This window comes from Vibrio sp. SCSIO 43140 (assembly GCF_023716585.1).
GTDB classification, from domain to species: domain Bacteria; phylum Pseudomonadota; class Gammaproteobacteria; order Enterobacterales; family Vibrionaceae; genus Vibrio; species Vibrio maritimus_B.
Map to the genome: position 1 here is coordinate 1,098,866 of NZ_CP071850.1, position 19,703 is coordinate 1,118,568.

The 19,703-nt window shown below is 46.6% G+C and carries 21 protein-coding genes; 6 read left to right on the forward strand and 15 right to left on the reverse strand.

The features are described 5' to 3' along the window. Window positions 1–4: 4 nt before the first annotated feature. The 6 genes from J4N45_RS05225 (at window position 5) to J4N45_RS05250 (ending at window position 3,931) form a co-directional block, all read left to right on the forward strand. On the forward strand, window positions 5–295 hold the full coding sequence (locus tag J4N45_RS05225; RefSeq protein ID WP_252013926.1) for a PTS sugar transporter subunit IIB: 291 nt from the start codon (window positions 5–7) through the stop codon (window positions 293–295). Between the two features lie 105 nt (window positions 296–400). Next, on the forward strand, window positions 401–1,777 hold the full coding sequence (locus tag J4N45_RS05230) for a PTS sugar transporter subunit IIC (protein WP_252013928.1): 1,377 nt from the start codon (window positions 401–403) through the stop codon (window positions 1,775–1,777). Then, window positions 1,764–2,606 (forward strand): class II fructose-bisphosphate aldolase, encoded by an 843-nt coding sequence (locus J4N45_RS05235; RefSeq protein WP_252013929.1) that lies wholly within the window; start codon window positions 1,764–1,766, stop codon window positions 2,604–2,606. Before J4N45_RS05230 ends, J4N45_RS05235 begins: the two co-directional genes overlap by 14 nt. A gap of 44 nt (window positions 2,607–2,650) precedes the next feature. Next, window positions 2,651–2,914 carry a hypothetical protein gene (locus J4N45_RS05240; protein WP_252013931.1) on the forward strand — a complete coding sequence of 88 codons (264 nt, stop codon included), beginning with the start codon at window positions 2,651–2,653 and terminating at the stop codon, window positions 2,912–2,914. Between the two features lie 37 nt (window positions 2,915–2,951). Beyond that, a complete protein-coding gene (locus J4N45_RS05245) occupies window positions 2,952–3,389 on the forward strand; it encodes a PTS sugar transporter subunit IIA (RefSeq protein WP_252013933.1) in 438 nt (145 codons plus the stop codon). Beyond that, a complete protein-coding gene (locus tag J4N45_RS05250; protein ID WP_252013935.1) occupies window positions 3,386–3,931 on the forward strand; it encodes a P-loop nucleotide/nucleoside kinase family protein in 546 nt (181 codons plus the stop codon). The genes J4N45_RS05245 and J4N45_RS05250 overlap by 4 nt, the downstream gene beginning before the upstream one ends. 335 nt (window positions 3,932–4,266) lie before the next feature. Here the strand turns inward: J4N45_RS05250 and J4N45_RS05255 are convergent, their stop codons facing one another. The 15 genes from J4N45_RS05255 to J4N45_RS05325 all read right to left on the reverse strand — a co-directional run bounded on the left by J4N45_RS05255 (window position 4,267) and on the right by J4N45_RS05325 (window position 19,608). Then, the gene (locus J4N45_RS05255; protein ID WP_234494168.1) at window positions 4,267–4,521 is read right to left on the reverse strand and encodes a hypothetical protein; all 255 of its coding nucleotides are present in this window, start codon (window positions 4,519–4,521) and stop codon (window positions 4,267–4,269) included. A gap of 80 nt (window positions 4,522–4,601) precedes the next feature. Continuing rightward, window positions 4,602–6,338 carry an ABC transporter permease subunit gene (locus J4N45_RS05260; RefSeq protein ID WP_252013936.1) on the reverse strand — a complete coding sequence of 579 codons (1,737 nt, stop codon included), beginning with the start codon at window positions 6,336–6,338 and terminating at the stop codon, window positions 4,602–4,604. Window positions 6,339–6,343: 5 nt separating this feature from the next. Beyond that, window positions 6,344–7,849 (reverse strand): ABC transporter substrate-binding protein, encoded by a 1,506-nt coding sequence (locus J4N45_RS05265; RefSeq protein WP_252013938.1) that lies wholly within the window; start codon window positions 7,847–7,849, stop codon window positions 6,344–6,346. 12 nt (window positions 7,850–7,861) lie between these two features. Then, on the reverse strand, window positions 7,862–8,734 hold the full coding sequence (locus tag J4N45_RS05270) for an ABC transporter ATP-binding protein (protein ID WP_252013940.1): 873 nt from the start codon (window positions 8,732–8,734) through the stop codon (window positions 7,862–7,864). Further along, on the reverse strand, window positions 8,734–9,489 hold the full coding sequence (locus J4N45_RS05275) for an ATP-binding cassette domain-containing protein (protein WP_252013942.1): 756 nt from the start codon (window positions 9,487–9,489) through the stop codon (window positions 8,734–8,736). The genes J4N45_RS05270 and J4N45_RS05275 overlap by 1 nt, the downstream gene beginning before the upstream one ends. Window positions 9,490–9,687: 198 nt before the next feature. Then, entirely contained in the window at window positions 9,688–10,995 is a 1,308-nt protein-coding gene (locus tag J4N45_RS05280; protein WP_252013944.1) for an MATE family efflux transporter, read from the reverse strand. A gap of 212 nt (window positions 10,996–11,207) precedes the next feature. After that, window positions 11,208–11,843: a lipoprotein gene (locus J4N45_RS05285; protein ID WP_252013946.1), complete on the reverse strand. Its 636-nt coding sequence runs from the start codon at window positions 11,841–11,843 to the stop codon at window positions 11,208–11,210. Window positions 11,844–11,852: 9 nt separating this feature from the next. Beyond that, complete coding sequence (locus J4N45_RS05290; RefSeq protein ID WP_252013948.1) at window positions 11,853–12,854, reverse strand: 5'/3'-nucleotidase SurE; 1,002 nt, start codon at window positions 12,852–12,854, stop codon at window positions 11,853–11,855. 104 nt (window positions 12,855–12,958) lie between these two features. Continuing rightward, on the reverse strand, window positions 12,959–13,984 hold the full coding sequence (locus J4N45_RS05295) for a hypothetical protein (protein ID WP_252013950.1): 1,026 nt from the start codon (window positions 13,982–13,984) through the stop codon (window positions 12,959–12,961). 19 nt (window positions 13,985–14,003) lie between these two features. Further along, window positions 14,004–14,852 carry a phosphate/phosphite/phosphonate ABC transporter substrate-binding protein gene (locus J4N45_RS05300; protein WP_252013952.1) on the reverse strand — a complete coding sequence of 283 codons (849 nt, stop codon included), beginning with the start codon at window positions 14,850–14,852 and terminating at the stop codon, window positions 14,004–14,006. Window positions 14,853–14,932: 80 nt separating this feature from the next. Further along, a complete protein-coding gene (locus tag J4N45_RS05305; RefSeq protein ID WP_252013954.1) occupies window positions 14,933–15,847 on the reverse strand; it encodes a (2Fe-2S)-binding protein in 915 nt (304 codons plus the stop codon). Continuing rightward, window positions 15,847–16,674 (reverse strand): ABC transporter ATP-binding protein, encoded by an 828-nt coding sequence (locus tag J4N45_RS05310; RefSeq protein ID WP_252013955.1) that lies wholly within the window; start codon window positions 16,672–16,674, stop codon window positions 15,847–15,849. The genes J4N45_RS05305 and J4N45_RS05310 overlap by 1 nt, the downstream gene beginning before the upstream one ends. Further along, window positions 16,674–17,648, reverse strand: coding sequence for a FecCD family ABC transporter permease (locus J4N45_RS05315; protein ID WP_252013957.1), 975 nt, complete (start codon window positions 17,646–17,648; stop codon window positions 16,674–16,676). The genes J4N45_RS05310 and J4N45_RS05315 overlap by 1 nt, the downstream gene beginning before the upstream one ends. A 2-nt stretch (window positions 17,649–17,650) precedes the next feature. Further along, window positions 17,651–18,652: a FecCD family ABC transporter permease gene (locus tag J4N45_RS05320; RefSeq protein ID WP_252013958.1), complete on the reverse strand. Its 1,002-nt coding sequence runs from the start codon at window positions 18,650–18,652 to the stop codon at window positions 17,651–17,653. Continuing rightward, window positions 18,637–19,608 (reverse strand): ABC transporter substrate-binding protein, encoded by a 972-nt coding sequence (locus J4N45_RS05325; RefSeq protein WP_252013960.1) that lies wholly within the window; start codon window positions 19,606–19,608, stop codon window positions 18,637–18,639. The genes J4N45_RS05320 and J4N45_RS05325 overlap by 16 nt, the downstream gene beginning before the upstream one ends. Window positions 19,609–19,703: the final 95 nt, after the last annotated feature.

Here is a 19,703-nt window from a genome sequence, read left to right on the forward strand (position 1 = left end):
ATCTATGTCTTATAATATATGGTGTGTATGTGGTTGTGGATTGGGTTCAAGTTTTGCTTTAGAAATGACTGCAAAACCTGTATTGGAAAAACTAGGTGTAAAATTTAAGTTAGACCATACCACAGTTTCAGAAGTATTAGCATTAAAACCAGATGCCATCATTACATCAAGCACATTTGCTGATGCAATTAAATCCAGTGCATCACCTCAAGAAGCAGAGAAAGTCATTACTATTGAAAAATTCACTGATAGTGCTGAAATGGAAGAAAAACTCTCTCTATTCTTTAATAAATAACAAAAATCTAACCTGATAAAAACTAGTCCAATCATCCCCTACATATAGGTTGGGCTAGATTTTTACACCCTAAATAAAAGCAAAATATATTCCATGGAGAATGACATGAACGCTTTTTTTGAATTTATCGTGAAAGACTTATTAGGACAAGCATCAATACTTATCGCATTTATTGCAATGCTTGGCCTGATATTACAAAAGAAAGGTTTCGGGAAGATATTTGAAGGCACATTCAAAACCATGCTTGGTTTCTTGGTGATGATGGCTGGTATTAATATTATCGTTGAAACGCTGACCTTCCTAAATAATATATTTACTAATGGGTTTGGAATGACTGGCTACATTACTGATGTAGCAGCGATTGCAGGTCTAGCAAATCAGCAGTTAGGTACTGAAGTAGCGCTTACTTTGATCGTGATTTTTGCCACTAACATCATCATCGCACGTTTCACGCCATGGAAATACATCTTCCTGACAGGCCAAGCGCTACTATGGATGAGTACTATCGGAGCGGTCATCTGCTACAAGGCTGGTCTTACAGGCATGAGCTTAGTTCTTACTGGTGGTATCTTCGGCGGTATCATGGCTGTTGCTATGCCTGCAATTGCTCAACCCGTTGTTAGAAAGATCACTGGTAACGACAACATCGCTTTAGGTCACTTCTGTACTATCGGTTACATGGTACAAGCTGCAGTTGCAAAAGTGGTTGGTAAGGGCTCGAAATCTACAGAAGATATCGAACTACCAAAGAGCTTCTCGTTCTTGAACGATACCTATCTTTCAATGGCAGTTGTCATGATCCCAATGTATTTGATTCCAGCGGTTGCAGCAGGTCCGGAGTACATTGCAGAGTTCTCAGGTGGTATGAACTACCTAATGTACTCTTTCATGCAAGCTATGGTTTTTGTAGCGGGTGTCTTTGTTCTTTACTCTGGTGTACGCCTGTTGCTTCAAGAGCTTGTACCAGCGTTCCAAGGTATTGCAATGCGCTTGGTGCCAAACGCAAAACCTGCTCTTGATTGCCCAGTGTTGTTCCCTTACGCACCTAACGCGGTCATCCTTGGCTTCCTATCAACTACCGTTGGTTCGGTTATCGGTATGCTGGTGTTCCCAATGTTTGGCTTAGCGATGATTCTACCTGGTCTTCTTACCAACTTCTTCGCTGGTGGTACGGCAGGTATCTTTGGTAACGCACTTGGCGGCCGTAAAGGCGCAATCATTGGTGGTGTCGTACACGGCCTATTTATCACTTTCTTGCCAGCAATCTTAATCCCACTACTAGAAACTTATGGTTTCGTAGGTGTGACATTCAGTGACTCTGACGTTATTTCAACAGGTCTACTGCTAGGTAATGCATTCAACGGTAACTGGATGTTCGTTGGTACCTTCATCGCATTCACAGTTGCAATTACATGGTTCGTAAACAAATCCCTATCTTCAGCTAAAGAGCACAAAGAGGAACTAACTAATGAAGCTGCTTAATTTTACAGACTTAAACCGTATCGCTGCTGAGCGTGGCTTCAATGCAGTCGGAAGTTTCAACGTACACTGTTTGGAGATGTTACCTGGTTACTTTGAGGCGGCTATCGACACCAATTCGCCGCTAATGCTGCAAATCTCGACGGGAACAGCGCAGTACCTCGGATATGACTTACTCGTTGCCTCAGTCGTTGCATTGGCAAAAGAGCATGATATCCCAACGTGTTTACACTTAGACCACTGCTCAAACATTGATGACATCAAGTTAGCCATCGATAAAGGCTTTAGTAGTGTTATGTATGATGGATCTCATCTTCCAATCGATGAGAATATCGCAAATACGAATCTGGTCATCGAATATGCTCGACCAAAAGGTGTGACAGTGGAAGCTGAACTTGGAGCGATCGGCGGAGCAGAAGATGGCAAAGTCGTGGCAGCAAACGACATTTCTTTCACGACAGTTGAGGAAGCCGTTCACTTCGTTAAGCACGCTAAAGTTGACATGCTTGCTGTGAGTATCGGTACCGTCCACGGCTCTTACACTGCAAAAACCGACATCCAACATGAGCTTTTGCAAGAACTAGCAAACGAAACGCAAATACCATTGGTTCTGCACGGTGGAACGGGCGTCAGTGACGAAGACATGCGTTTCGTAGTCCGCCATGGTATGGATAAAGTTAATGTAGGGACAGAGATGAATGTCCAATGGGTTAAGCACTGCCAAGACACTTTTGCGACAGGTAAGGTAAACGATTCGGTGCGCAAGTTCTTTATTCCTGCTAGACAAGCTGTGCGAGAAGTAATTGCTGAAAAGATTCGTCTTTTCCAATAAGTAATGTTAGGCGCGCCCCTTTGTGGGGCGCGATAGGAGGAACTATGGGATTGTTTGCTAATTTATTTGGGAAGAAGCCTGAAAAGCCTGTCGATGAGACGTCCGCAAAAACACTCTACGATGAGATACAAACTCTTGAACAGGCACTAGAGAAAGAACCAAGCAATATAAGCTGTCAGCAACAACTGATGTCTAAATACAGTCAAGCCACATCAGTATTTGCTCAAGCGCCATCATACCGCTCTCAGGTTGACCAAGCGCTGACTAGAATGAATGAGCTGAGAAACATGGCTCGAAGTAACTTCTAGACCTTTAGCAACTCTTAGTACATCTGGTGAGGAATTAATGCTCAAACAATTATTAGAACAAAACGACGCAATTCAATTGCAAGTTGAAACTCAAGATTGGCGTGATGCCCTTAAAATTGCGGCAACACCACTTCTTAACCACGATTTTATTTCTGAGGATTACCTTAGAGCAATAACGAAAACAACGGAAGAAACTGGCGCTTATTACGTGTTTGAGGATGAGATGTTTGCTTTGCCACATGCTCGTCCAGAGGATGGTGTGAACAAAATGGGCTTTAGTCTGATGACATTGAAAGAACCAATTTCAATCAACGATAGTCCAGAAGTTGACCTGATTATTATGCTGTCTGCGTTAGATGGGCGCAGTCATATTGAGCATGGATTGAAACCGATATTTGAAATGCTCTCTGACAGCGATACGCGTAACAAGATCAAGCAGGCTCAAACTAAAGAAGAGGTATTGTGTTTATTATGAAGACAGTAATTTTAGTTAATGGCGTACCCGCTTCAGGAAAGAGCACAATCGCTAAAGCGATTTCAGTTCACTTTGATCATCCATATCTTTCTATTGATGTAATCAAAGAGCCATTCATGGCCATTCATGACAATATCGATAGAGCCTTTAATCGTGAAATGGGCAAGTCGGCATATCAAGTAATATGGGATACTGTTTCTGATGCACCTGATGGTTGCACGTACGTGATTGATGCTTGGTTTGGTTTTCAACCTAAAGAAACGCTTGAGCAATACCTGAAATCAGCCGGCGTTGACCAAGTTATTGAAGTTTGGAATCAAATATCACCGGAGCTAGTTTCTCAGCGTTACCGTGACCGCCTACCATTCCGTAAAGAGGGACATCCTGGCGAAGAATATATTCCTGAGTTAGCCGCTCTAGCAGAGAGAGCTTTGCCAATGAGAGTAGGGACGCTGATTTCTGTTGACCAAGATAAAGGTTTTGAGATGGGTGACTTGCTTGCCAGCATTCAATCTAACAATAGAACGCTTGATGTAGCTTAAAATTCTGAGCGTTATATAAGCTCTGATTGATAGATGGGACGGTACTTGATAGGGGGTACCGTCTTTTTGTTTCTAACGGTACCTTCAGCCCTAATTACCTTCAATTTTATCAATATTTCTTACTGTTTGGAAATTTACACCGTTATTGCACTGAACGTGCATTCCCATATCCCGATGCTGCTATGATCAGTTTCGTCTTCGACGACATTCCTCATTTGGGGAAGCGCTAGATATCTTCTGATGTACAAGCAACTGGCGTTTCCCCTGTTCCAACTCTAGGTACAAAAAAACCGCTAAGTTAAGCGGCTTTAAGATACATTCGGCTGTGCGGGTTATCAACCAAGCAAAACCGATGTCTCTAACACATGCTGAGCGTTCTCAAGCATCTGTGGGTATTTGGTCATAAGTTGCTTGTACTTGTCATCAAGCGACTCTAGCGCGTTCATTGCACCAAACATCTCAAGAGTTTGTTCTGGTTGAGTGCTTAGCAAAGCTTTCAGGCTTTCAAGGGAAACGTGATTGGCCGTTTCCACCTTTGCTATCGCGCAATCTACCATCTCAAGGGTAATCTGTGTGTGATTGTTGTTCATTGCATTGCTTCTTAGAATTTTGTTTTGTCAGATAGTAATCAAGGCGGTATATTTGTACCTTGATTCGGATCATGGACAGCTTAATCATCGAACAACAAATTGATCGCCACACCCATCAAAACAAGACCTACTATCGGTCCCATTACGCCCAGTGGCGCTCGCTCGATATACGGTAAATTCTCCGCAATCATCAACCCCCACTCTGGTGAAGGTGGCTTAGCACCCAGACCAATAAAGCTCAGCGCAGTGAGGCTTAGGGTGATCACTGGTAATCTTAGCAATGCGTGCCTTAATAGTGGTGGCATAACATAAGGCAGAATGTAATGTCTTAGCACCTTAACGCGACCCGTTCCCCAAATCGGGGCTAAGTGGGTGTATGGCTGGGCTTTGGCTTCCGTAATGAGGCTTGAGCAGTGAGCTGCAAGCGGTGCCCATGACACAAAGACGATAGCGATCATTGCGCTACTCGGATGCATCCCAGTTAAACCCGCAACCAACAGACCGGCAATAATGTACGGCACACCTTTAGTTATCTCGATAAGACCTTGGCTTATTCTGGTGTTGAAGCCCAAGATGATACCAACGAGTAAGCTGAGTAATGTCGCAATGAAGCCTTCTTTGAATGTCGATAGCATGCCTGCGCCGATACGAGCCATTAAGTCTCGGCCAATACCGTCGGCGCCGAGTGGCGCTTCGAGGCTAGGTGAAGCCAATCTGACGTATTGGCTCGAAAATGGATCAGCAACCAATGACCAACAGACAACCAGAAATAGCACAGCAAAAATCGAGTAGGCCGTAAGTCGCTTGCTTCTGCTCGAAGTAAACGAGAACGTAGTGTGGCTACTGATCAGCTTGCCACTTTTTAAGCTATGCCCAAGAATCCATTGCTGGATAAGTAGTCCGACACTGCTAATAAAGATCGAGATCAGTAGTAGTACTAAAAGCCCGCCTTGTAACATCGGCAAATCTTGTGCTTTAGCGGCGCCAAGAATGAGTCGGCCAATTCCGGGAATAGAGAAGATCTGCTCTACCGCGACTGCGCCGCCTGTTAGACCTATCATGATCATCGAGATTTGCGGTATCAAACTGCTGGTGGCGCGTTTCACCGCAAACCTTAGGATTTGGTTTGGACTCACATTCGCGCTTAGCCAAGTAATAACCCAAGGTTCGTTAAGAACGCGTTGCAAGCTGTCTCGAAGGAGACGGCTAAACAAACCACTGGCAGGTAACGCCAGAGCGAGACTTGGCAGCCAGATGTCTTGCCAGTTCTGCCAACCATAAGGTGGAAATAGACCCAACCAGATGGAAAATATCAGTATCAGCACCGAGGCGATGACATACTCTGGCAGTGATATCAGCACCGTACTCAAACTGTTGTGGGTTTGAGCGAGTTTGTTGGCCTTCCATCGATAAAGCATGTGTAGTAAACCTAGACCACACAGAAAAAACGTCAGCCCGAGTGCGAGTGACATTAAGAAAAGTGAGGTAGACAATGTCTGCTGAATGCCCTCTGAGACGGATGTGCCATCAATCCAAGACACTCCTAAGTCGCCGTGAAGGGCGTCACCTAACCAATCAATCAGCCTTTCTGTGGCAGAGCGATCGAGTTGAAGATCCTCTCTGACCGCTGCAAGTGCTTCGGGCGTCAGCATATGTTGCTGACCAGCACGTGCTCGAAGGATAGATTGGCTTGGGTCGATGCCAGCAATATCCGGCATCAAACCCACAAGAATGACTACGACAATAAGTGACGCCAAACGCGATAGCCATGGGGCGATCGCGTTTAACGACAGTCTAGGTGCACCAGCAGACATCATTAGGCTTAGTTAACCTTTGTTTGTGCGTCGATCAGACGGCGCTCACTTGGGTCACGGACTGCATCCGTTACGCGCGTACTTTCACCTTGAACCACACGCTCATGAAGCAGTGGGATAGCAGCGAATTCACCAAGAATCTTCTGCTCAGCAGCAATGATTGCTTTTTGACGCTGTTCACCAAGTGGCTGTAAGTCTGCGTGAGTCAGTGCTTCATCAACGGTTTCAGAACAGAACTGACCAAGGTTGAATGAACCTTCACAGCCAAAGTCACTTTGCATGTAAGCCACTGGGTCACCTGAGTCTAGTACAGTTGCACGTGACAGGATAAATGCATCGAACTTGCCAGAAAGTGCATCGTTTTCGATTTGCGCGTACTCGCGGATATCAAGCTCAACTTGGAAACCTGCTGCTTCTAGCTGCTGCTTAAGTAGTGCTGCAACTTCTGGTAGCTCTGCACGGTCGGTAAAGGTACCGATAACGATTTTTTCCCCGTTGGCTTTTTTACCTTCTTCTAGAGCTGCTGCTTCTGGACGGATTGGTGCAGCCCAAGCGAGAGCAGGACCTAGTAGGCCTTCTGCGATATCTGCATGGTTTTCGTAAACGGTACGGATGATCTGCTCGCGGTCAACTGCTGCTGCAGCTACCTTACGAAGTTCAAGCTGGCTAAATACCTCAGACTTGTTGTTGAGGTAAAGGGTGTTGGTGCGCGGCATAGCGACTTCGTGGAGCAGGTTTTCATCCAGAGTCGCGATTTGAGATACAGGAACTGCTTCTACAACATCAGCCGTACCAGTGCGAAGCGCTGCAGCGCGAGCAAAGCCGTTTGGTACGTATTCTGCGATAACCGTCTCAATCTTAGCTTTCTCGCCCCAGTAGCCATCGAAGCGCTCTAGTTTTGCGCTTGTAGTGCCATTGATTTCCACTAGTTCGAATGGACCAGTACCTGCACCGGTTGGGATGACGCGGCCGTTATCTTGATATGCGCTTGTAGCCAGAATCGCCAACTGAGGGCTGGATAGTCGGCTTGGAAGCAGTGGGTCGTTGAAGGTTGTTTTAATCTCAACACGGTTTGCATCCAGTGCAGTGACTTCAAGGTCAATACCATCAAGAATACGTGGCTTTGGCGCGGCATCGAGTGCTTTTTGAAGTGAGTTAACCACTGCATTAGCATCCAGCATTGAGCCGTCGTGGAATTTAACGCCTTCACGAATCGTAAAGTGCCAAGTGAGTGGATCAACTTGTTCCCATGCAGTAGCGAGCATTGGCTCTGCCTCTGATTTAGGCGTTAGGTTTATAAGCGTTTCCGCCGTGCTCCAACGAGAAAGCTTGAAAGCATCGTCTGAAAGTGGCGATAGACCCGTGCGTGGTGGCTGCATCATAGCAACACGAATCTCTGATTTTACCGCCGTGTCGGTTGCTGTATTTTGAGCTTCTTCTTTAGAATCAAAACAGCCCGTTAATGGCAAAGCTAAAGCAAGCGCACAGGCTAATTTAATGGAATGGAAACGCATGGTGAGGGTTCTCTATTGTGTTTGTGAGTTGGTGTTCTGTTTATTGGCCGCCGAAGTCAGCGGCTGGGCGTGGATTAACGCCTTGGTTGTTGGGTGAGTCGGGGAGTTCATAATGCAAGTTGCACAATCATGCTCCACGACTTGCCCTTGGTCTAAGACCACAATGTCATCGCACAATGCACTGGCTGCGCCGAGGTCGTGCGTGACTAAAATGAGTTTAAGCGCTCTTTGTTGCTTGAGCGTGTTCAGCAGATTAATAAGATGTTGGCGGTTAACTGGGTCAAGGCTGCTGGTGGGTTCATCAGCAACCAGTAACTCAGGCTCAACGATGAGCGCTCTGGCAATCGCGACGCGCTGCGCTTGACCCGTAGAGAGTTGACTTGGTGTTAGGGCTAATAGCTCTGGTCGAAGCCCAACTTCTTCTAGTGCTCGTTGTGCTTTTTGCTGATGGTTGCCCTCAATACCGAGGCTTTCCAGTGGTTCAATCAACACTTGAGCAACAGTGTAATAAGGGTTGAGGCTAGTATGTGGCTCCTGCGGGATCAGCTGGATTTGCTTACACAGCGCAAGACGCTCTTTGTTAGAAGTGATAGGCAGAGTGTGTCCCAATACCTTGATGCGACCTTCTTGTGGCGTGCGTAATCCAAACAAGATCTCAATCATTGTGGATTTGCCCGCCCCCGAGGGACCGACAATCGCCACACTGCGCTCTGCAACCTTGAGTGACACTTTATCGAGTGCTTTAAAAGGCTTACCACCCAACCACTTTGGCATTGAGTAGTGGTGCACACTCACGTCTTCAAACAAGACACTTGATGTTGCAGCGTTATCTGTGTGCTTGGCTTGTTCTAAAGAAACAGCCTGTCCCGAGGAAATAGCTGGCATCAGATCAATCCTCTTAAAGATTGGCAAAAATCGTGTTCGCTACATTCGAGCGCATGGCGAGGCTCGCCGTAGGCGATGACTCGGCCTTCATCAATCACCACCATTTTGTCGCACTCTAATGCGCTATGGAGATCGTGAGTGATCAGAATGCCAGCCATGTTGGTGTTTCTTACACTTTCTCGGATCAGAGTTAGGATCTCTTGTTCTGTAACTGGGTCTAGCGCACTGGTTGGCTCGTCCGCAATTAGCAGAGAGGCTTTACTTAGCAGTCCAATTGCGATGCAGATTCGCTGTCTTTGACCGCCAGATAGCTGGCTTGGATAAAGCTTGAGGATTTCTGACGGGTCGGAGAAGCCAAGTCGCGTGAGTAATGCGGCGATAGTGCTTCGGTCATCTGTCTTGGGCTTGGTTCGCCAACCGGTATGTGCCAGCGTCAACTGAGCTTCGACGGTTACAAGAGGGTTTAGAGCCTGCAAAGCATCTTGGAAAATAAACGCAGGGCGCTGCTCTGGTGCTCGCTCTATGAGAGACACATTACAGACGTTAGCGCCTGCCAAGAAAATATCGCCCGAGACGGACATTGAGTCTGGGGTGAAGCCAGCAATCGCCTTTGACAACATGGACTTACCAATGCCAGAAGGTCCCATTACTGCAAGCATTTCTCCTGCATTGACTTCGAACTGAATATCTTGAAACAAGACACGTTCTTTTGACTGGATTGAAAGCTGATTGACAGTAAGGATTGGGGTGTTCACGGAGTGGCTCTAATGACTGATGTTATAACGTAACAATCGTACCACTTTGCAAGTGTTTTTAGAAGTGTGATCGAGAGCTAATTTTGCCTGTTTTGGCCTTAAAGTGGTCTTTAATAACAACAAAAAGCGCTCTTAATGAGCGCTCGAATGAAAGTGTTTAAGCTATGTTTTCAGTGCATGGATAGGGGGATTGCTTTTCTACTCAATACACTTCTTTTTTACTTGAACTATGAATGGATACAAGAAGCCAATACGACCACAGTAGAACAGGGTAAAGGCAAGCCAAAGTCCATGATTTCCCCATAAATCGACGCTGAATGCCTGCACAACAAGAAACACAATGAGTGTCGCAATGCTTGAATCTCTAACAGGTTTTGTCGTTCCTGTTCCCGTAAAGATGCCGTACACGGTCAAGCCGAAACCTGCCACGAGAGGGAACACGAGTAGCCATGGCGTCATCTCTTGATACAAGTCAACGATGCTCTCTAGGCTTGTGAATAGGTAAACCCATTGATTCTGAAATAGAGCAACGACAAGTGTGAGCAGAACAATTAAGCCTGCAGTCCACTGAAAGTTGAGCTTCAAAACGCGCTCAAGCATGGAGGGGTTTTTCTCACCGACCGCCTTTCCTGCGAAGACACTGGATGCATTCGCCACGCCATCAAAAAGGTAGCTGACGATAAAGGTAATCTGCATCAGGATAGCGTTAGTCGCGAGGGTGTCGGTACCAAGCTGAGCACCCGTTCGTGCCATCATGTTGAAGAAGGTGAGCAAGCAAACTGTGCGCAAAAGTAGATCTGTGTTTGATGAAACGATGGTCGCGAGATCGCTTTTGGACATCTTTGAAGCTGCCATCAGCGATGACAACGATACTCCAGCTGTTCTAAGAACCAAACTCATACCAATGGTGAACATCACTATTTGAGAGATCAAGCTCGCATAGGCAACCCCAGCGACGCCAAGGTCAAAATAGAGTACAAATACAGCATCAAGCACGATATTAAGAACGTTGCCAAAGACTTGGGTGTAGAGTGTTTCTTTCGCTTTCGCTTGACCCATCAACCAGCCGATAACGGTGTAGTTGAGTAAGACAAACGGGGCACCAAAGATAAGAATAGAAAAGTAGATCTCAGCTTGCTGCGCCACATCAGCTTCAGGTTCAATGATCCAAAGGGCACCCTGCCAGAGCAAAGATTGCAGCACGATAAACACCAGCCCAACAGAGGCGGCGAGTACAAACGGTCTCATCAGGCTGCTTGCCAGAAGGCTTTGATCACCTCTTCCGAGTGCCATAGCACTTTGACCCGTCGTGCTGACACGAAAGAAGCCAAATAACCAATACAAGGTATTCATAATCACCGTACCGACGGCAACACCAGCAATCAACTCAGCAACACCTAGCTGACCGATGACGGCAGTGTCTACCGCGCCAAGCAGTGGTTGAGTGACGGTTGAAATAATAAAGGGTAGGGCAATCTTGTAATAGTCTTTGTGAGAGATAGTCATAATAGAAAAAGTAGCGGGAGGTCAGCGATAGCGCTTATCGATGACAATGAGAATGATTTGCGTTAGTGGATAATAGTCGGTTCCGTGAGCAGTGTCATCAAAAGAATTGTGGATATTGATTGAAAGGTCAGAAAGCCAGCAAAGAAAATACCGCCCAAGATGTCGATCTAAGGCGGTATTTGCGATGGTACTCAGTATGTTAGGGGCGAAAGTTACCCTTTAAACCAGTAGCCGCCCAAAAGTGGGTTGGATGAGGTGACTTTAAGTGTGTCGCCATCCGTTTCAAGCGTCTGAGGCTCAATCATTGCTAACACCTCTTGGTCAAAACAAAAACCAGCTTCAAATTTGACCTCGTTAGCCCCCATTTTCTCCCCGGTTTGCGTGCAGTTCGCTAGCTCAACATAGATCTGCTCACCAGATTGCACGATCGTGAACGTCGCCTGTTCTGAATTGCGGTATGTGCCACTTAGCTCTTCAATGGCGATCCAGTCAGTTGGAGCGTGAGTTCGTAACTCGACACTATCTGATCCAGCTTCGCAGTGGTATACACCGTTTAACTGACATTGGATCTCACCTTGATTGAAGCTTAACTTGCCTGACTGCTCGCTGTAGTCGCCGGTGTAAACCGTTGATGATTCGCTCGCGTCCGTCACGGTCAGGTAAAATGCGCCTTCGTTGACGGTAAGCCCCAAATGCATGGGTTCAGAATCAATCAACTGGCTTCCAACATATTGGCCCTGGTAGGCAGAGACAAAGTCACTTTGGCTCATGGCAGAACTTGTGTCTGAGCTGTCATTACAGCCTGCTAAAACCGCAGTCGCAACACTCAGTAGTAATAGCTTTTTCATGCTAACCCCTTAAAACAGTTCGTTTAGCTTGTAGCGAACCCATTCTGACTTGGCTACCGAACCTTGAACGTTAGCTTGAATCGCACTAATGGTGACATAGCCTTGACCAACAGCAATACCTTCGCTGTTTTCTGATTGATCGGCGTAGTTCGCGTCAGAATCCATGCTGATGCCTGCTTTGTCTTTGTACATGCTTCGGGCTACTGCCATGGCTTCGTCCATCGTCAGGCTAGGGTCATGCTTCATCATTTCAATAGCAACGTAACCCATAAACATGTCGCTTGAGGCTAGATCGTCAGTGAATTTGACGATCATGTTGTCGTGACCCGCGTTCCAGCCAACTTGAGAGTGTTTAAAGCCGCGATGATTAGCAGGGTCTTCAGGAATATTAACGTTAAGTCCAGTGAACTTAGGTAGTAAAGGTACGCCGTCCGCTGTCTTTTCAACAAGTTGGTCGAGAAGTTCAACGACTATGTTTGCGACGTCTTGGGCTTTGTCAGCTTCGCCATCGTAAGCGCTGACTGCAATCGCAGGAATACCGCGTGCGATAGAGGCGTTGGTTGCGCCAAGTGTACCCGACATATTGGTCGAGTAGCCCACGTTGTTGCCTTCATTAGGGCCAGAGATTACAAGGTCAGGTTGCTTGCCCCAGCGCTCCATTGCATAAACATCAATACCGTACAATGCAGCCATTGTTGGTGTGCCTTCGGTGTAGTCTTCGAAAGCGACGGAAGTGTCAGTATCACCAACACAAACTTGATCCTTGTCAAGTTGAGTACGGTCAACCGATACCTCTTTCATGAAGTGGATAGCACCACCCTTACCACTTTGCCCTGTACAAGGTGCGGACATAATCACGTCGTGACCCGCCGCTTTAAGTGCAGTATGAAGAGTCTGAATATTGGTCGTCGACCAGCTGTCATCGTTGGTTAAAACAATATTCAGTGCGTTTGCTTGAGCACTGATCCCTAAACCTATTGCCAATGTCAACGCAGCAAACTTGGTGTTCATAGTATTTCCCTTTGTGTGCTTGAAAAGTTGATATCTAAGCTAGAAGGGATTGATGACGGTTATGTTAAACAGAGCTTTCTAAGCTTTTAGAGATATCTCTAAAATTAACCTTTTGTTTTTATTGTAAAAATACTCTTGGCTAGTTGATGTTGATATCGGCCAGTTTTTGGGTCTCGGCTCTTTAGGAATAGGTAGGGCTCAGCTCGCTCTCCAAAATGAGCGAGCATTTCGTCCTTAATTTTGTTTCTATTCTGATCGAGGGTCTTAGCTTTCAAACCGTGTTGTTCAAGTTCATTTATGGCTCTAGCGTGCCCCCCAAAACAGCGCATCAGCTGTGCAAGTTCTCGTCCATTATCTATGTCAGGTTTGGTGCTGGAAGGGTTAATGTAAGGTGGAAGGTTGTCGATACTACGTTTGATATACCAGTAATAATAAAAAAAAGGTGTTTTGGACATAGTGAGCTTATGCTGCCCAATAGTAATTGTCCTATCTAGTAAGTTAATAGTGAGTCCGTGGTCAATTGTGGAATTCGGCTCAACCGAGTCTTGAGGTTTGTTCGTCGCTTCTATTGCAGAGAGGAAGTTATTCTGTGGACGAGCGAGAGCTTTGGGTTCAGTGTCATACATCTCATGGTTAATAGGAGAGGGATATGTCTTTGCCTTGCGCTGTAGTAAACGATAGGCAGTAAAACCAACCAGAGCACTACTGAAAACGATGAAAAGTAATGAGAGAGTGGAGCGCTCTGCGGCAACACGCCAACTCACACCATAGTGCTGATCGCCAAGTTGAAATGTCAGATCGGCTTGATCCGTTGAGCTCATTGAGGTTAGAGATATCTCTAATACTTCAAGGCTATTTATTGTCGAGATATCAAAAAGAGACATCACCTTAGCAGACTCAAGCCAGCTCTTAATGAGTGATTCGCTGTGGTTAAGTAATGGTTCGACATCATAACTGTTTACCAGCGCGTCGTTAAGTGCGTTAGGGAGCTGTTGCTTTAGTGATGAATAGATCGCAATGTGCAGTGCAAGGTTACTTGCGTATAACATTGCCGCCAGTGCGATTAAGAAGACAACAAACGAGGTCACAATGACAAGTGGTTTGCTTGAAAGAGAGAGTTTGGTATTCATAAGTAGTCTCCACCCATCGCTATGAACAGGCGTCGGTGCTCATCTTAGTTTGCTGTAGCAATTCTCCCATCAGAGGAGATTCTTGTAGCTTGGTGAGAAGGCTCTGGCTGATACTACATTTGAGCGCATCAGACAGTGAGTGAGAAAGGTACCAACTACCAGCCGAAGGAATAGTTTTGAGTGCTATGCGTTGCTCGCTAGACCAACTTACAAGTTCAGGTTCAATACCAATGGCAGGGATAAAATCGACATCTCTGTCGATGAAAGCACGGACTAGGTCATTTCGGTGATGAAACCAGCGGGTATTCTCCGCGCTTAACTTCACGCCCCGCTTTTTGAGCTCCACCTCAGGTATCAAGAATCCAGACTGACTGCGCTTGTCGTCGAGCAGCCCAATTGTTCTTTTATATAGAGTTGCCGAAGCCAACCTACGAATGGGGATATGCCCATAGAGGTAGATAGTGTAGGCGGGTAATACCAAGGCTTGTTCATAGAGTGATTGAGAATCCGGAACTAAGCCGTTAAGCACTCGTGGACGGCTGAATAGCAGGTCAAAATGCTGCGCAAGCAAGTCATCAGAAGTAAAGCGCTCTCTTGGCTTCCAAGACAACTCTAGTCGTGAGTAATCACTACCGACAAGAACAGAGTCGCAGAACAGCGCTGCCATTTCTTGCGCTTTCCAATTTGATGGCGTGTAGATACGAAATGTTTTGTTTCCCGATGAGTCCGCCACCTGACAATTGAGTTGATTGAGATTGATCGGGCTGTTTGATATTAGCGCTGCTGGCATGATCAATACGGCAGCAACTAACAGGAAAACTGCAGAGATTATCCATCTTGCAGTTCGAAAAAGGGTGTTTCTGAGCATAGTTCTTCCTTGAGTACCAAGGAAGAGTATGTGAGAAATGTTACGTGTGAATGAACATAGTCAGGCTTTGGCAACACAGTCTAGTTTTGTTGGACGATGTGTTTTAGCGCTGTTTGCACCATTCCAATCTGTTCACTCGGCTCGATAAGGTTGCATGTTGTGCATTTTGCTTTGCCATCAATCTTATACTTTAAGCAGCAAGTCTCGCGACGCACAAACCACTTTTGAAAGCCTTTGAACTCAACTTTCTTGATTTCATTTAACTCGCCGCCTTTGTTTTGTACTTGGTTACACAACGATTGAAACCATTGGTTCTGTATGAACAAATCAGCGTTGGTGACCTGTGTATCTATGGGGCGGTTAAAGAGCTTTGAGTACGCTAGCCCACACGCATAAAGCGCATTTCCCCAAAATAATTTCGTTGCGACTTTCTGAGACTTGAAGTGCGGCTGCATCGCTTCACTCAAGCGTGTAATGACTTCCGCGAGCTTTTTATCTAATGCATCATGGCTTGTAACCGGAGTGGAGTTAGCGACATCTGATTGGGTCGCAAGTACGAATACATTGGTGTCAGCGGGTATAGACAATTTTGATACACGATGATCGTCCCCGGTTTCTATATGTAGATCTTCAAATGAGAGATCTGGCACGCAGTTAAATCTCAGTCTCAAGCCAATCAAAGACGTAAACAGGCAGGCATTGAGCGTTTTTTGCCAGATAGGCGCTGCGAACGGTTTCTTGGTCTGCATAAACTCACTAAAGGCAGTCACGGCAGTGGAAAACTCTCGCTCAAACCATGTTGTTGCCGGAAATCCCGAAGGCGAGTCTTCAATAGAGAGGCGGAAAAAAGGCTCGTGTTGATTGAGTAGACTCTGCATACCTTTAAGTGATTTCGGTGCGTCACTCAAGATTGGATAGGTTTGTTTTAGAGTGAGCTGAAAGCTTAACATCGCTTTTTCGACATCAATCGGAGTCGATTGGGTAACAGAACTCATTAACTGTCCTCTCTAACAAATGCTTTTGGCAGGCAAAACACTTTATCGTCGATAATTTGCATCGACCCTTCAACTTTAAACACAGTTTTGAGTGTGTGTTCGGTCAATACGTCTAACGGTGAACCTTGCTTGAGAATCTGTCCTTTTTTCATCAGGACGAGCTCATCACAGAATTGGGCCGCTTGGCTCAGCTCATGGAGTACGTAAACGATAGTGAGACCGCGCTCCTTGTTGAGTCTTTGCAATAGCTCGAGAAGCTCTAGCTGGTGGCCAAGATCAAGATAGCTCGTCGGTTCATCCAGGAGTAACCACTTTGCCTCTTGTGCTAGACACATTGCGAGCCATACACGCTGACGTTCACCACCAGATAGCGTGCTGACGACGCGTTGCTCGTAACCTGCGAGTCCAACCGATGCGAGAGATTCTGACACTACCTGTTTGTCACGTTCGCTATTACCTTGATACCACTTTTTGTGTGCAACTCGCCCTAGAGCGACGAGTTGCTCGACCAATACTCCCTCGGGTGCTGTAGGGTGCTGCGGCAATATTGCGATGTGTTTGGCTAGCTGTTTAAGCTTCCAATCGCTTAACGGTTTTCCTAAAAAGCTGACCTCACCAGAGCGCGCTTTTATAGAACCAGTCAAGGTTTTCATCAGTGTGCTCTTACCGCAGCCGTTGGGCCCGATAAACGACGTGACTTTACCTTCTTTGAGCTCAATATCGACGCCATTGAGAATCAGAGTATTTTGGTACCCTGACACCAACCCTTTACCCGCAAGTGTCGCAGTGTTGCTATTCACCTGAGTAGATGCGAGAAGTTCTGACATTATGAGTTTCTCCTTAATAGAAACAGGAAGAAGGGCACGCCGCACAATGCGGTAATCACGCCAGCAGGGATCTCCGTGGGAAAGAGTAGGGTTCTTGCAAGCCAATCAGAGCTTGCAAGAAAGATGCTGCCGAGCAGCATAGTGGTAAGTAGCGAGTGTAACGGTTCATTGTTGGTGAGCATTCTAGCCATATGAGGGATAACAAGACCAACGAAGCCGATAGGACCAACAGCCGATACCGCAGGTGCCGTAATCAATGCGGTACCAACGAGCAGTAACATGCGAAGTGTCGGGCCTTTGATGCCAATACCACGCAGCACACTGTCATCATAGCGAACCCACTTTAGTGGCACGAAGACAAGAGCAACGAAAATCAACGTAGCAATAAACCAAGGCAACAAATAACCAATTTGTTCCCAGCCACGTCCGTACAATCCGCCTGCCATCCACTGCAGTGCGAGATCGGTTTTGCCTTGACCGATAGTAAAGATAAGCGCTGAGCTAAGTGCACCGATAATCGCCGTCATCGCCACGCCAGTGAGGAGGGTTAATGAAGTACCGGCGAGTTGGCTTATCACTAATATTGGCAATGTTGCCAAAAGCCCACCCAGCATTGAGAAAGACACAAGCGCACTTTCTGTACTGATACTCCAACCAAACCAGCTAGGCAGTAGCAGCGCGCAAACAGCTCCAAAAGAAGCCCCAGCATTGACACCTAATATGCCGCTATCAGCAAGTGGGTTTTTAAGCGTTGTTTGCAGCAAGTATCCGGATACTGCAAGCATCAAACCTGCCATCAGCGCAAGCAAAATTCTCGGTACGGTGATTGACCAAAAAGGATGGTAGGTTCCGTGACTCCAGAAGGCGTGACCTGCTTGCCAGTGAGCCTTTGGGATCATCACAATCATCAGGGTAATAATCAGAGCGAGTAAACTTAGAGCAAGAATTCCTGATTTTTTCGTATGGCTTGTCATAGTCACACCCTTGCTCGGTTGATGATTAGATACAGAAACCACGGAGCCCCCATCGCTGCGGTGAGCACTCCAATTGGGATTTCTAGCGGAGACAATAACGTTCTAGAGAAGTAGTCAGCAACGGTGAGCAGGCTAGCGCCGATGACGGCAGAAATAACAATGTTTCCTCTTAGCATACGAGCAATGTGTGGCGCGACGAGCCCAACGAATCCAACCGGGCCAAATGCACCAACAGACGCGGCCGTGAGTATCACCGCCAGTAATCCAAACGCCAGTCGATAGTGGTTGATAGCGACACCGACACTGCGTGCTACAGTATCGTCTAGAAGTAGGTACCCTAGCTGACGCTGGCAAATTAGAAGCAAGATTGAAATAGGCACAAATGCCATCACGAGAGGCCAAAGCACGTTCCAGTTTGCGCCCGCGTTGCTGCCGGTTAACCAGAAAAATAAAGACTCACTATCAACACGATCAGAAAGCAAGATATAAGTTACTGCGGCCTGACAGAAAGCGCTCACCGAGATGCCCGCTAATGCTAGACGAGCCGGTGTGACCCCTTGCTTCCAACTGATGGACAGGGTCGTGATGCCACCAATGAAACCACCGATAACCCCCCATGCGATCATAGGTAATGGTAGGGCGTACATCATTGCAATTAGGACTGCCAGCGAGGCGCCCGACATAACTCCTGTCAGGTTGGGGGATGCTAGCGGGTTCTTTACAATGTCTTGCATTAGATGACCCGCGATAGCCAAAGACGCTCCGCCAATAATGGCAATGAGTGTGCGTGGTAGTCTGAGCTCCCAAAACACTAGGTATTCACTTGATGTACTCGCGGTGGTGAGAAACGTCCAGAGATCAGAAATTGAATACTGATAAATGCCGTCGGTCAATGACCAGAGCGTAATGAGGAAAAATCCTACAACCGATACGAGTAGTTTCCAATACGCTGCCGTTGCGCTTTCTTGGACCTGCGTTGAACCTGAGGTTAATGTGCTAGGCATAGTGCCTCCTCAACCTTTGCAAGCGTCGGTGCGGGAAATAGCTCAGGGTAGGTTTTATGTGCAATGTCCATGGCGACCCATAGCCTTGAATAAGGTCCCTCGGCTTCACGCCACGTCATATCCACGCGGTAGACACGTTGATTTTTAACAGCACTTAGGTTTTTCCACACCTTAGATTGGGTGAACTGCGGATTAGCACTGTCGTACATAAAGATCACGTCAGGGTCGAGCTTCATTAACCATTCAAGGCCCACTTGCCCAGAAAACGGTGTTTTTGCTGAGTAAGGTGAGGCACCATTTGCCGCCTGGATGTTTAGACCTTCCATCAAAGAAACCGTCATAAAATCAGAGTAGTAAGCTCTAGGCGTCACACCTGCGCTGGTAAGGAACATACCAGTTAATGGCTTGTCTCCCTTACTCTCGATGATCTGCTGTTTCATGTTATCGAGCGTTCTCAAAAAGCACTGGTTGATGAGCTTACCTTGTTCATGCTGACCTAATGCTGCCGAACCCACCTCGACGGCTCGCAGACTATCTTCGAGGGTTATCAGGTCGAAGCCGTATGTCGGAGCGATTTCCGCATAACGTTGATAGTAAGGTGAAATCATGCGCTCGAGCCCAATCACTATGGTAGGTTTCGAGTTATATAGTGCTTCAAAGCTAGTGCGGGCACGCGAGCCCAGAGACGGAATCGATTCTAACGAACGCAGATAGGTTGGAAACGTGGTTGGGTAAGCTGAGACAGCGACTGGCTGGATACCGAGCGCTAACGATAACTCCGCACCAAACGTAGAAATACTGGCGACTCTAGGAGCTTGTTGCTCCGACGATACATTTTCTCCCGACGATACAATGCGCCTGCCCCCATCATCGATGAGTTCAGTGCTGGCAAAGCTGGAAATTGAGAGTGCTGCGGCAAGAAGAGTAGCAATTCGAAAAAGTTGGCTAAAAAACATTCAGAATAAGAATGGTTATCATTGATATTTACATTAATAGAGAAGCTGCTAGACTAGCACGCTTCTAATTCTCAGACAAATAATAATAAGACTCA

Coding starts and splice junctions, on each gene's coding strand:
- J4N45_RS05225 (WP_252013926.1), top strand. CDS start 5: ATGTCTTATAATATATGGTGTGTATGTGGTTGTGGATTGGGTTCAAGT.
- J4N45_RS05290 (WP_252013948.1), bottom strand. CDS start 12,854: ATGAACACCAAGTTTGCTGCGTTGACATTGGCAATAGGTTTAGGGATC.
- J4N45_RS05285 (WP_252013946.1), bottom strand. CDS start 11,843: ATGAAAAAGCTATTACTACTGAGTGTTGCGACTGCGGTTTTAGCAGGC.
- J4N45_RS05310 (WP_252013955.1), bottom strand. CDS start 16,674: ATGTCAGAACTTCTCGCATCTACTCAGGTGAATAGCAACACTGCGACA.
- J4N45_RS05295 (WP_252013950.1), bottom strand. CDS start 13,984: ATGAATACCAAACTCTCTCTTTCAAGCAAACCACTTGTCATTGTGACC.
- J4N45_RS05240 (WP_252013931.1), top strand. CDS start 2,651: ATGGGATTGTTTGCTAATTTATTTGGGAAGAAGCCTGAAAAGCCTGTC.
- J4N45_RS05325 (WP_252013960.1), bottom strand. CDS start 19,608: ATGTTTTTTAGCCAACTTTTTCGAATTGCTACTCTTCTTGCCGCAGCA.
- J4N45_RS05265 (WP_252013938.1), bottom strand. CDS start 7,849: ATGCGTTTCCATTCCATTAAATTAGCCTGTGCGCTTGCTTTAGCTTTG.
- J4N45_RS05235 (WP_252013929.1), top strand. CDS start 1,764: ATGAAGCTGCTTAATTTTACAGACTTAAACCGTATCGCTGCTGAGCGT.
- J4N45_RS05305 (WP_252013954.1), bottom strand. CDS start 15,847: ATGAGTTCTGTTACCCAATCGACTCCGATTGATGTCGAAAAAGCGATG.
- J4N45_RS05300 (WP_252013952.1), bottom strand. CDS start 14,852: ATGCTCAGAAACACCCTTTTTCGAACTGCAAGATGGATAATCTCTGCA.
- J4N45_RS05315 (WP_252013957.1), bottom strand. CDS start 17,648: ATGACAAGCCATACGAAAAAATCAGGAATTCTTGCTCTAAGTTTACTC.
- J4N45_RS05280 (WP_252013944.1), bottom strand. CDS start 10,995: ATGACTATCTCTCACAAAGACTATTACAAGATTGCCCTACCCTTTATT.
- J4N45_RS05270 (WP_252013940.1), bottom strand. CDS start 8,734: ATGCCAGCTATTTCCTCGGGACAGGCTGTTTCTTTAGAACAAGCCAAG.
- J4N45_RS05320 (WP_252013958.1), bottom strand. CDS start 18,652: ATGCCTAGCACATTAACCTCAGGTTCAACGCAGGTCCAAGAAAGCGCA.
- J4N45_RS05260 (WP_252013936.1), bottom strand. CDS start 6,338: ATGATGTCTGCTGGTGCACCTAGACTGTCGTTAAACGCGATCGCCCCA.
- J4N45_RS05245 (WP_252013933.1), top strand. CDS start 2,952: ATGCTCAAACAATTATTAGAACAAAACGACGCAATTCAATTGCAAGTT.
- J4N45_RS05230 (WP_252013928.1), top strand. CDS start 401: ATGAACGCTTTTTTTGAATTTATCGTGAAAGACTTATTAGGACAAGCA.
- J4N45_RS05255 (WP_234494168.1), bottom strand. CDS start 4,521: ATGAACAACAATCACACACAGATTACCCTTGAGATGGTAGATTGCGCG.
- J4N45_RS05250 (WP_252013935.1), top strand. CDS start 3,386: ATGAAGACAGTAATTTTAGTTAATGGCGTACCCGCTTCAGGAAAGAGC.